General features: G+C 51.3%; 12 protein-coding genes. 8 read left to right on the forward strand and 4 right to left on the reverse strand.

Features of this window, described 5'->3' with window-relative positions; translation table 11 throughout:
* The first annotated feature begins 108 nt into the window (after window positions 1–108).
* The 4 genes from yebS (at window position 109) to HV318_RS04765 (ending at window position 5,858) form a co-directional block, all read left to right on the forward strand.
* Window positions 109–1,392 carry a membrane integrity lipid transport subunit YebS gene (yebS, locus tag HV318_RS04750; protein ID WP_182271791.1) on the forward strand — a complete coding sequence of 428 codons (1,284 nt, stop codon included), beginning with the start codon at window positions 109–111 and terminating at the stop codon, window positions 1,390–1,392.
* Window positions 1,361–3,994: a PqiB family protein gene (locus HV318_RS04755; protein ID WP_182271792.1), complete on the forward strand. Its 2,634-nt coding sequence runs from the start codon at window positions 1,361–1,363 to the stop codon at window positions 3,992–3,994. The genes yebS and HV318_RS04755 overlap by 32 nt, the downstream gene beginning before the upstream one ends.
* Window positions 3,995–4,070: 76 nt before the next feature.
* Window positions 4,071–5,513 (forward strand): 16S rRNA (cytosine(1407)-C(5))-methyltransferase RsmF, encoded by a 1,443-nt coding sequence (gene rsmF, locus HV318_RS04760; protein ID WP_197972223.1) that lies wholly within the window; start codon window positions 4,071–4,073, stop codon window positions 5,511–5,513.
* 105 nt (window positions 5,514–5,618) lie between these two features.
* Window positions 5,619–5,858: a YebV family protein gene (locus HV318_RS04765; protein WP_182271794.1), complete on the forward strand. Its 240-nt coding sequence runs from the start codon at window positions 5,619–5,621 to the stop codon at window positions 5,856–5,858.
* A 38-nt stretch (window positions 5,859–5,896) separates the two neighbouring features.
* Here the strand turns inward: HV318_RS04765 and pphA are convergent, their stop codons facing one another.
* Window positions 5,897–6,541, reverse strand: a complete 645-nt coding sequence (gene pphA, locus HV318_RS04770; RefSeq protein WP_182271795.1) for a protein-serine/threonine phosphatase — start codon at window positions 6,539–6,541, stop codon at window positions 5,897–5,899.
* 178 nt (window positions 6,542–6,719) lie between these two features.
* On the opposite strand from pphA, the gene HV318_RS04775 reads away from it, so the two are divergent.
* From HV318_RS04775 to HV318_RS04785, 3 genes are all read left to right on the forward strand, one after another.
* The gene (locus HV318_RS04775) at window positions 6,720–7,661 is read left to right on the forward strand and encodes a VirK/YbjX family protein (RefSeq protein WP_182271796.1); all 942 of its coding nucleotides are present in this window, start codon (window positions 6,720–6,722) and stop codon (window positions 7,659–7,661) included.
* An 846-nt stretch (window positions 7,662–8,507) separates the two neighbouring features.
* Entirely contained in the window at window positions 8,508–8,867 is a 360-nt protein-coding gene (locus HV318_RS04780; protein ID WP_182271797.1) for a CHAP domain-containing protein, read from the forward strand.
* A 1-nt stretch (window position 8,868) separates the two neighbouring features.
* Window positions 8,869–9,321, forward strand: coding sequence for a DUF3828 domain-containing protein (locus HV318_RS04785; protein ID WP_182271798.1), 453 nt, complete (start codon window positions 8,869–8,871; stop codon window positions 9,319–9,321).
* 696 nt (window positions 9,322–10,017) lie between these two features.
* Here HV318_RS04785 and HV318_RS04790 read toward each other — a convergent pair.
* The 3 genes from HV318_RS04790 to yobA are packed head-to-tail and all read right to left on the reverse strand — an operon-like array spanning window position 10,018 to window position 11,615.
* Window positions 10,018–10,356: a YebY family protein gene (locus HV318_RS04790; RefSeq protein ID WP_182271799.1), complete on the reverse strand. Its 339-nt coding sequence runs from the start codon at window positions 10,354–10,356 to the stop codon at window positions 10,018–10,020.
* A 16-nt stretch (window positions 10,357–10,372) separates the two neighbouring features.
* A complete protein-coding gene (gene copD / locus HV318_RS04795; RefSeq protein WP_182271800.1) occupies window positions 10,373–11,242 on the reverse strand; it encodes a copper homeostasis membrane protein CopD in 870 nt (289 codons plus the stop codon).
* Window position 11,243: 1 nt separating this feature from the next.
* A complete protein-coding gene (gene yobA / locus HV318_RS04800; RefSeq protein ID WP_182271801.1) occupies window positions 11,244–11,615 on the reverse strand; it encodes a CopC domain-containing protein YobA in 372 nt (123 codons plus the stop codon).
* A gap of 137 nt (window positions 11,616–11,752) precedes the next feature.
* On the opposite strand from yobA, the gene HV318_RS04805 reads away from it, so the two are divergent.
* A complete protein-coding gene (locus HV318_RS04805; RefSeq protein ID WP_182271802.1) occupies window positions 11,753–11,983 on the forward strand; it encodes a DNA polymerase III subunit theta in 231 nt (76 codons plus the stop codon).
* Window positions 11,984–11,986: the final 3 nt, after the last annotated feature.

Raw genomic sequence — 11,986 nt, forward strand, 5'->3', positions numbered from 1 at the left:
AAAACTACCGCATAGCCTATTAAAATAAGCATTAAATGCGCTTATGCTCAAGATGAATCCGTTCATGAGTTAATATAACGTTCAACATTACTTATTTGTGCGCAACTGATGGCCTTAAAAATAACCAGAATTACGCCGACCAAAAAGATAACTGTCCGTACGGTAAGCGAAGCGCTGCCTCGAGCACATTATCAGCGTTGCCCTCAGTGCGATACGCTTTTTATGTTGCCGAAGATGAAATCGCACCAAAGTGCCTTTTGTCCTCGCTGTAACGCCAAAATTCGCGACGGCCGCGACTGGTCACTCACTCGACTCGCTGCAATGGCGGTCGCCATGCTGTTGCTGATGCCGTTTGCCTGGAGCGAACCGCTGCTGAAACTCTATCTTCTGGGCGTGCGCATTGATGCCAACGTGCTGCAGGGGATCTGGCAGATGACACGCCAGGGTGATCCACTCACCGCCTCAATGGTGCTGTTCTGCACCGTTGGTGCGCCGCTGGTTCTGGTCGCCGCCATCGCTTACCTTTGGCTTGGCAACATTCTGGGGATGAACCTGCGCCCTGTCCTGCTCATGCTGGATAAACTCAAAGAGTGGGTGATGCTGGATATTTACCTGGTTGGCATTGGCGTCGCCTCAATTAAGGTACAAGACTATGCGTTCTTACAGCCCGGCATTGGCCTGGTGGCCTTTATCTCGCTGGTGTTGCTCAGTATTTTGACCCTGATCCACCTGAATGTTGAACAGCTCTGGGAGCGATTTTATCCGCAGCGCCCTGCCACGCGCCCCGATGAAAACCTCCGCGTCTGCCTGGGATGCCACTACACCGGGTTAGCTGACGCGCGCGGACGCTGCCCCCGCTGCCATATCCCGTTAAGACTTCGGCGCAACAACAGCCTGCAAAAATGCTGGGCGGCGCTGATTGCCTCGGTGATGCTCCTGATCCCTGCCAACATGATGCCGATTTCCATTATTTACGTGAATGGCAGCCGTCAGGAAGATACCATCCTCTCCGGTATTGTCTCGCTCGCCCATAGCAACGTTGGCGTGGCGGCAATTGTCTTTATCGCCAGTATTCTGGTGCCGTTTACCAAAGTGGTGGTGATGTTTACCCTGCTCATCAGTATTCACTTTAAATGCGAGCAGGGGTTACGCTCGCGCATTCTGCTTCTGCGGCTGGTCACCTGGATTGGCCGCTGGTCGATGTTGGATCTGTTTGTGATTTCGTTGATGATGTCGCTCATCAATCGCGATCAGTTACTTGCTTTTACAATGGGACCCGCAGCTTTTTACTTCGGCTCTGCGGTGATATTGACTATTCTTGCTGTGGAATGGCTGGATAGCCGCTTACTTTGGGATGCACATGAGTCAGGAAACGCCCGCTTCGCCGACTGAAGCGCGAATTAAAACAAAACGCCGCATTTCGCCATTCTGGTTGCTGCCCGTCATTGCGTTGATGATCGCAGGCTGGCTTATCTGGACGAGCTATGAAGATCGCGGCAATACCATCACCATTGATTTCCAGTCTGCTGACGGCATCATCGCCGGGCGTACGCCTGTGCGTTTCCAGGGTGTAGAAGTTGGTACCGTACAGGATATACGGCTTGGCAAAGGGCTGAACAAAATTCAGGTGCGTGCCAGCATTAAATCAGACATGCAGGATGCGCTGCGCAGCGAAACACAGTTCTGGCTGGTAACACCCAAAGCGTCTCTGGCCGGTGTTTCAGGGCTGGATGCGCTGGTTGGCGGTAACTACATTGGCATGATGCCCGGTAAAGGTGAGCCGCAGGAGCATTTCGTCGCGCTCGATACGCAGCCCAAATACCGTCTGAACAACGGGGATTTGATGATCCACCTCCAGGCCCCGGATCTCGGTTCGCTGAACAGTGGCTCGCTGGTGTACTTTCGCAAAATCCCGGTAGGCCGCGTCTACGATTATGCTATCAACCCCAACAAACAGGGGGTCACTATTGATGTGCTCATCGAACGCCGGTTCACGAACCTGGTGAAAAAAGGCAGCCGTTTCTGGAATGTTTCAGGTGTGGATGCTGACGTCAGCCTGAGCGGTGCGAAAGTGAAGCTTGAGAGCCTGGCCGCACTGGTCAATGGTGCCATTGCCTTCGATTCCCCGGAAAACTCTGGCCCTGCCACCACAGATGATACATTTGGATTGTATGCCGACCTGGCACACAGCCAGCGTGGCGTGATCGTCAAGCTCACTCTGCCCGATGCCAAAGGGCTGAAAGCCGGTTCTACTCCACTCATGTATCAGGGATTGCAGGTTGGGCAGCTCACTAAAATGACGCTCAATCCCGACGATTCTGTGACCGGGGAGATGACCGTTGATCCGAGCGTGGTTGATCTCCTGCGCGAAAAAACGCGTATTGAAATGCGCAGTCCGAAGCTGTCGCTGAGCGATGCCAGCATCAGCAGCCTGCTGACCGGCAGCACTTTTGAGCTGATCCCGGGTGAAGGCCAACCGAGCAACAGCTTCGTTATCGTCCCTGCGGATAAATCCCTTCTGCAAAAACCAGGCGTTATCACGCTGACGCTGAATGCCCCGGAAAGCTACGGTATTGAAGCCGGTCAGCCGCTGATTTTGCATGGCGTGCAGGTCGGCCAGGTGCTGGAGCGTACGCTGTCGGAGAAAGGCGTGAGTTTCTCGGTGGCCATCGATCCTCACTATACCGACCTGGTGCATGGCGACAGTAAATTCGTGGTCAACAGCCGTGTCGACGTGAAGGTGGGTCTGGACGGCGTGGAGTTCCTTGGTGCCAGCGCCAGCGAATGGGTGAACGGCGGGATCCGTATTTTGCCAGGTGAGAAAGGCCCGATGCGCGACAGCTATCCACTGTATGCCAATCTGGACAAAGCGGTTGAAAATAGCCTGAGCGATCTGCCAACCACCACACTGACCTTGAGCGCCGAGACGCTGCCAGACGTGCAGGCCGGCTCCGTTGTGCTCTACCGTAAATTTGCCGTCGGGGAAGTGATCACCGTTCGCCCGCGGGCAGACGCATTTGATATCGAACTGCACATCAAACCGGAGTACCGCAAGCTGCTCACGCCAAACAGCGTGTTCTGGGCCGAGGGCGGTGCAAAGGTTCAGCTCAATAGCAGTGGATTGACCGTTCAGGCCTCTCCGCTCTCCCGCGCGTTGCGCGGTGCGATTAGCTTCGATAATCTCAGCGGCGCAGGCGCGAACCTGCGCAAAGATGATAAACGCATCCTGTTCCCGTCTGAAACCGCTGCCCGTGCCGTTGGTGGGCAGATTACCCTGCATGCCTTCGATGCGGGCAAACTGGCTGAAGGGATGCCCATCCGCTATCTGGGCATTGATATCGGGCAGATCCAGAAGCTGACGCTGATTACCTCACGTAATGAAGTGCAGGCTACAGCGGTACTCTACCCGGAATATGTCCAGACCTTTGCCCGCACGGGTTCGCGTTTCTCCGTGGTGACACCGAAAATCTCAGCGGCAGGGGTTGAGCACCTCGACACCATTTTGCAGCCGTACATTAACGTCGAACCCGGCCAGGGCAATGCCCGTCGTGATTTTGAACTGCAGGAAGCCACCATTACCGACTCGCGCTATCTTGATGGCCTGAGCATCGTAGTGGAAGTACCGGAAGCGGGCTCGCTAAACATCGGCACACCGGTTCTGTTCCGCGGTATTGAAGTGGGTACAGTAACTGGCCTGACGCTGGGAACATTGTCCGACCGCGTCATGGTGGCACTGCGCATCAGCGAGCGTTATCAGCATCTGGTACGTAATAACTCCGTGTTCTGGCTGGCATCCGGATATTCACTGGACTTTGGTCTGACCGGCGGAGTAGTGAAAACCGGGACATTCAACCAGTTCATTCGCGGCGGTATCGCCTTCGCCACGCCACCGGGTACACCTCTGGCACCGAAGGCGCAGCCTGACAAACACTTCCTGCTGCTCGAAAGCGAACCAAAAGAGTGGCGTGAATGGGGCACTGCGCTGCCGCGTTAATCTCAGGGCTCCGGTGTCAACGCACCGGAGCCTTTATGTTACACTGCGCACCTGAATGTTTCCCTGTGGTGTGCCCGTGGCTCAAAATTCCGTATTTCTTCCTGAACAATTCCTGGCGCAAATGCGCGAGGCGCTTCCTTCTCACCTCTCATTAGACGACTTTATCGCCGCCTGCCAGCGTCCGTTACGCCGTAGCATTCGCGTCAACACCCTGAAGATTAGCGTCGACGCATTTCTTGAGCTGGTTTCACCTTACAACTGGCAACTCACGCCGGTACCGTGGTGTGAAGAGGGTTTCTGGATCGAACGTGATGACGAAGAAGCCCTGCCGCTGGGAAGTACCGCTGAGCATCTGAGTGGTCTGTTTTATATTCAGGAAGCCAGTTCCATGTTGCCGGTTGCCGCACTTTTTGCGGATGACAACGCGCCAGAGCGGGTGATGGATGTCGCAGCAGCACCAGGGTCTAAAACCACGCAGATTGCCGCACGCATGGGCAACCGCGGTGCCATTCTCGCCAATGAATTTTCCGCCAGCCGCGTTAAAGTGCTGCACGCCAATATCAGCCGCTGTGGTATTCATAATGTGGCGCTGACGCACTTCGACGGTCGGGTGTTCGGTGCCGCATTACCAGAATCGTTTGATGCCATCCTGCTGGATGCACCGTGTTCTGGAGAAGGCGTCGTGCGTAAAGATCCCGATGCGTTAAAAAACTGGTCAGTGGAAAGCAACCTTGAGATCGCAGCCACACAGCGTGAACTGATTGATAGCGCGTTTCACGCCTTGCGCCCAGGTGGCACACTGGTTTACTCCACCTGTACGTTAAACCGCGATGAGAATGAAGACGTCTGTCTGTGGCTGAAAGCACAGTATCCGGACGCCGTCGAGTTCCTGCCGCTGGATGGCCTGTTTGTTTCGGCAAAAGAGGCCGTTACCCTCGAAGGGTTCCTGCACGTTTTTCCGCAGATCTATGATTGCGAAGGTTTCTTTGTGGCACGACTGCGTAAAACCCTCGCCGTTCCCCCCCTGCCCGCACCTGGCTTTAAGGTGGGAAAATTCCCCTTCACGCCGTTAAAAGGCCGTGAAGCAGAGCAGGTAAAAATTGCAGCCAACAAGGCCGGGCTGGTCTGGGATGAAAGCCTTCATCTCTGGTTACGTGATAAAGAGATCTGGCTTTTCCCGGCGAATATCGAACCACTGATTGGGAAAGTCCGTTTTTCCCGCATCGGGATCCGTCTGGCGGAAGTCCATAACAAAGGTTACCGCTGGCAGCATGAGGCGGTCATTGCCCTTGCCGGAAGTGAAAATACCTTTGCCCTGACGCATCAGGAAGCCGAAGAGTGGTACCGTGGCCGCGACGTTTACCCTGAAAACACCCCATCGCAGGATGAAGTGGTGGTGACTTATCAGGGCTATCCGCTTGGGTTGGCGAAAAAGGTGGGATCGCGGCTGAAAAACAGCTACCCGCGTGAACTGGTACGCGACGGTCGCCTGTTTACCGGTAACGAACGCACAGCCTAAAAAAGCGCACTTTTTTACTGGCGATTTTGCTCTCCTTGTCTACGATAAAAAATGGATGCCCGTACTGGTCATACCAGATTTTTAGTACAAACCCCGGAGAGCATTATGACGAAAACCAGCGTGCGTATTGGCGCTTTTGAAATCGACGATGCAGAATTGCGCGGCGAAACACAGAGCGATCGAACGTTAAGTATTCCCTGCAAGTCCGACCCGGATTTATGTATGCAGCTTGATGCCTGGGACGCAGACACCAGCATCCCGGCTATTCTTGATGGCGAACACTCTGTCCTTTATCGTGAGCATTACGATCGTAGTACCGATGCCTGGGTCATGCGCCTTGCCTGACCTAAAGAGAACCCGCCCGAAGGCGGGTTATTTATTTCCTACTGCAGTTGCGCCAGCGTAAAGTAACCTCCGAAGACGGCCCCGGTATCGATGTAGTGCAGGTTGTTAAAATCATACCGCTTATCAACAGGCGTATGCCCGAACCAAAAATGATCCGCGCCGCTAATCCCCTGCCCTTTCCCTGCCATAAAGCCCATTAACCGGTTTCGATCCCACAGCACGCGCTGTGCGTTCACGGGTTTACCCCACTGATACTCTGCTGCGGGGTAGTCGGCATGCGCGATCACATTCAGACCATTCTTGCAGGTTATTTCGATAATGTGCGGTAAATTCCGGCTAGCCTCGAGTAACGTCAGTGCCTGTTTTTGTTGTTCGCACTCAAGCCGTGCAAACCACATTCCGCCATTGATTGTCCAGAGCGCAAAATCGTTATTATCCAGACTGTCGAGCGCCATTTGTTCATGGTTACCCCGAACCGCACGAAACCACTTTTCATGCATGAGTTGCAGGCATTTAACACTATCTGGCCCGCGATCAATCAAATCTCCTACCGAGATAAGTAAATCCTCGTAAGGATTAAAATGACGACGTTTCAGTTCATCCATAAGCCACTGATAGCAACCATGTATATCGCTCACAACCCAGACGTGACGCCACTTTTCACCATCGATTCGCTGATACATAAGCCCTCCTGTAAAGGAGTATAGTTGCAACAGAAAACAACCAACGGGCAACGATGTTACTGCGCTTTTCACAAAGTTAAACAGACAGTAAACTAGGGATAAATAAATAGTTCACCAGTATTAATAGACTTTTGCATGCCCCCTAAAATGTGCAATGCATAAACTTTGAGGTTTTCACGTGTCAAATTCGCGCCTGCAAAACGATGCGCCACATTCGCATCACACAAATATCATTTCTGAACTGGTGAAAGGTAAACTCGTCCCAGGCCCAATCTGGCAAAAACGCGAGTATCGTCTGAAATTCCTGTTACGTTCGCTTCTTTTCTGGTCTTCGACACACCGTATGCTGGACGCATTGTCCCGCCGCAATGATTTTGACCAGCTGCTGGCCTCGCAAATCACCCTGCCGAGTAAAACCCACCGTCAGTATCTGATGCGTGGCATGAACGCCAACGATCGTGCAGATGCCATCATTAACCACTACCAGTGGATTGATTCCCTGAAAGACGCCGATCTGGTTAAGGCGTTAACGGGCCCGCAAGAGCAGTCCATTGTTGAGTTTCATGCCAAAGATGGCGTCTGTTATAACGTCAACGCCATGAACGCCAGCAAAGCCGAGCGCGAAGGTGAATGTACGCTGTGGTTGCGCGATAGCGAGAATACCCTGCTTGCGAGCCTGACGTTTTGCGTTGCGCGTGAGAATGGTCAGCCCGTGCTGGTGATTGGCGGCCTGCAAGGCCCACGCCGTAGCGTGTCCCGTGATGTCATTAAGCAAGCGACCCGCGCCTGTCATGGCCTGTTCCCCAAGCGTGTGTTGATGGAAGTTCTGTTCCAGCTGGCGACGCTTTCAGGCATCAAAGCGATTTATGCGGTCAGCGATGAAGGGCACATCTTCCGCGCGCTGCGTTATCGTCTGAGTAAAGGTCGCCATTTCCACGCCAGCTACGATGAGTTCTGGGAGTCCATCGACGGCCAAAAACGTTCTACTTTCCGCTGGCAGCTGCCATTACAAATGGAACGCAAATCCCTCGAAGAGATTGCCAGTAAAAAACGAGCTGAATATCGCCGCCGCTTCGAGTTGCTTGATGAGATTGAGGCGGCAATTAAAGCGCGCTTTTAAGCACAGCGCTCGCTTTCGCGACACGGACACCTAGCTCTCACAAAACAGGCATAAAGGCTGGGCTTCCGCAGACTGTTTTTATGTATAAAATAGCCTCGCATTTGCGAGGCTATTGTGGGGATGGTTTGCATATTTATGCCACATCATCCGTTTTCTTAACAAAAACGTTATTTTGTCCTTCGCTTGTGACGACGAGCGTCAAGCGCCCGTCACTGCGTCCCGCGTTGTTGTTCCATTGCAGCGGTCTCAGATTCCCTAAATTATCCGTTCCGTCCTTTGAAACGGTTTGAATATGATCAATTTCCCCACCCTAAAATAGAATTGCGATCGCCATGCTTATCACGTTTCATCCAAGCCTTACACTGGTCTTTGCGATACTTATCTTTATCGTAACCTGAAACTATAGTCCCTTTGTCCCAAACATCCTGAATTTTTTTCGGTCCAATTGGCCATTTTTAGCGCTCCTGTTATCCCCGCCTTCTCTATGTGTAGGTAATAAGAGAAAGTCCAAGTGCATGAAAAAAATAAACTATCAGAAATCATCTGTAAATACCTGCATGTAATCAATGGCACTCAATGAATCCGTCGATTCAGAATGCCACAAATTTATTTGTGGGAATATAAAAAAACCACTCTAAGTGGTATCAAAGCTGAATGGATTATTAACAGGGAATTTGCACCCATAAAAATTGCATACACAACTTACATTTAGTAGTTCTATGATTAAATTTTATATATTTGTAAAATTTATAGCGGTTAACATTGCATCACTATTCATTACAAAAAATGATAAATTACTGGCGTAATATTTCCTTGTTAATCGTCTAACTCATCAGGAATTGCATTATGTGGAGTGCTTATAAAGCCGTTGCGTATGCTCGTCAGAATGCAGGGCAACATAGCCAGAAACGATGTGCTGAGTTTGTATCGAATGCTATTCGTGCTGGCGGTGCGAATATTCATAATACTCATTATGCTAAAGATATGGATCATAATTTAATAATGGCCGGATTCCACAAGGTCTACGGCGATCCAATTAAAGGTGATATTGCTGTTATTCAGGCTACCGCCCATCACCCATACGGCCACACCTGCATTTATGGCGGCAGTGACGTCTGGTATTCGGATTTTATTCAACATTCAATGTATCCAGGAGCGGAATACAGAGAGGTTAAACCCGCGTACGAAATTTACAGGCATAACTGATATGAAAAAAATCATCATTACTGCCATGTTCATTCCATCGCTCACCTCAGCCACACAGGATGTAACGCCGGAGGCATTAGCCGCACTTCATTTTAATCAGTGGTACATATCACAGATCATTGCAGGAAAAGCGCCACTTACTGATTATCCTGCGCTTAGTCGCTATATAACGCGCGAGACAATCGGCAAACTAAAAGCAATGAATAAACTTGATCCCAATAAAAATGACTTACCCGACGCAGATATGTTTATCAAGGCCCAGGGCTATGAAGACGACTGGAAAACCGTCAATGTTGTGGCTCAGGATTATGATGCTGCATGCATGCAAGTCTATGTTTCTTTCGGTAAGAAAAAGGATCACACTGTCATTGACTGCATGGTCAAAGAAGATGGGACATGGAAAGTACAGTCTGTGGCCAATCAGGGTATTCCGGATAACGTAATCAGTGAATGACCAGTATAAAAAGTCCGACACTGACGGGGGCGTTTTTGATTTGCTGTAGAGAGATTCCGACGCTTCAAAACTCGAGCCATACACCAGTGTTAATGCTGAGGATTTTTCCCCGTCATTTCAAGCCATTCAACTTCAATCTTTCTTTTTCATGCCAGTATTTACAGAAACTCGCTGTTGCTTCATGAGCTTAGAAGCCTGACTAGCAGGACGTATAAGAAGAATTCTGGAAAGGATTTCACCCAAAACTGTTAGTTTTGAAATCAGAAAAAATGATGAAGAAAGACCTGAACAGCAGAAAAAAAGAATTTGTGACGATCTGATTTTTTGCGTGTAAATGGGTTGGGATTGTTAAAAATGGTGTGGTATAACGGAAAAACGCCGAATATAAAAGTTCGGACGATTTTAGGGCATTTTCGGTCGGAGCACCGTAAGTGACTGAAATTAAAAGCAGATAAAAAGAGACCGAATACGATTCCTGTATTCGGTCCAGGGAAATGGCTCTTGGGAGAGAGCCGTGCGCTAAAAGTTGGCATTAATGCAGGCTAAAATCGCCTTGCCTTTTAAGAATAGATGACGACGCCAGGTTTTCCAGTCCACAGTTAAAGCGGCCTGAAAAAAAGCGTCAGAGCATCATTAAATGTGAAAAACCGCAGTGCTTTCGCAAGCATCTGCGGTTTTTTATTGGAAACCAGAACGCTAGCAGAGCTTATCGGCACGCTCGATAAACGGTACCAGGCTCATCTTCTGCCCCGGTTTCGCCGGGTCATCAATCTGGATCACGCTTATCGGCTGCCCGCTGCTCTTACCGCTGGCCACCTGCTGCTCAGCGATATCGTTTAACGGGTATTGCACCAGCGTGCTTGGGTTGATCGCATACAACGCATGCCCTGGACGACAGGTCAGCATGACCTCTTCACGATCGAAAGCCCATTTGTCCTTACCCACTTCAAAACGGCTGACGGTAATAACCTGCGGTGCCGCCAGGGCACTCCCCGCGCAGGCCAGCAATAAGAGAGAAAGTACTGTCTTTTTCATATGATATTTAACCTTGTCAAAAGGGTTCCCAGGTCGCAAACAGACTGACCGTTGCCAGGACCAGCGCACCCAGCACCACCTCTGCCTGTGTCATTCTGATAAAAAGCTGTTGTTCTCGCCCGGTTTCAGGACGAAATCGTGGCACCAGAAAATACCGATTCATCAGCGCAATTACCACCATCAATGCCACCAGCGCACATTTGAACAACAGAAGCTGTACGTAGCCCGTATGCCAGGGGACATTGACACCCAGAATAAAGAGCGCATTGATAATGCCAGAGAGCACCACTCCTGCGACGGCGTAATGCCCAACACGAGAGAAGCGCATCATGGTGTAGATTGCGGCGGTCTGCCAGCGCCCTTTCGCCAGGCGCATGCAAAACAACAGCGGCAATAATCCGCCCAGCCAGGTGGCTGCACATAGCAGGTGAATCGCGTGGTTGAGACGCTGTAATGTCCCCGACGCACCTTCATGCATCGCTGCGTGCCCTACGCCCGCCAGCAGGACAAACTGCCCCATCGCGAGCAACAGCAATCGCGCCCCTTTTTGCGGGGCCAGCCATGCCGCACCGGCCGTGACCATCGCCAGAATTATCTGCCACAGCCAGATACTGCCAAACCGCGTCGTGGCGACGACATGCCAGGTATCAGGGCGCAGCACATCCTCCCAGCCATTGCCCATCAACCCGCCCTGAAGGCCATACATCAGGACCGCAGTAACCAGGCTAACGAGCGCCGCGATTTTTTGCTGCAACTGAAAGCGTCCGGTCATCAGGCGATGCAGTGAAAACGGAGCAAGCCAGGTGCTGTATAGCGCATTACCAAAAATCAGCATCAGCGCGCCAAAGTGGATAAAGCGCAACGCCACATCAATCGGTAGCAACATACTATTTCACGCTAAAGTGGTAGCTGCCTTTGGTTTTGTGGCCGTCCACAGAGACCACATGCCAGTCAACCTGATAAGTCCCTGCACTCAGTGTTTGTTCCAGTGGAACAATAAGCTGAGCCTTGTCCTTTTCATTACGCTTAACCGCACCGGTTTTGATAGCCTGCTGTTGTGCATCGGTTACTACCACACCGCTAAACCCCGGTTCAATGCCCTCGGAGAAATTCAGCGTAAGAACCTGCGGAGCCGCCACCTGGGTATCTGCTGCCGGTGATTGTTGTTTAAGGTGAGCATGCGCCAGCACAGAGGGCGTCATTGCTGAAGAGAGCAGAAAAGCCAGTGCGCAAACCGCGCGGGAAGTGGATAAGCTCATCGCAATTATTCCTTTTTGTTATGCCTGTGTAGTAAAGAATAACTCTGTATAATAAACGAGTCGAGGATCATCCTGCCTGCACTTGTCATCGTCGGGCAATCGCGGTAACGTTGCCGCCGCATAAAAAGGAGAAGGTAATGAAGATCAATCTGGCCGCCCTTCCTCAGGACGAGATGGACAAAGTGAATGTCGATCTCGCTGCCGCTGGCGTTGCATTTAAAGAGCGTTACAACATGCCAATCGTGGCAGAAGTGGTTGAACGTGAGCAACCTGCCCACCTGCGTGACTGGTTTCGCGAACGCTTAATTACGCACCGTCTCGCCTCCGTCAATCTCTCGCGTTTGCCGTACGAACCTAAAGTTAAATAAGCT

This window comes from Enterobacter sp. RHBSTW-00901 (genome assembly GCF_014103115.1).
GTDB classification, from domain to species: domain Bacteria; phylum Pseudomonadota; class Gammaproteobacteria; order Enterobacterales; family Enterobacteriaceae; genus Enterobacter; species Enterobacter cloacae_P.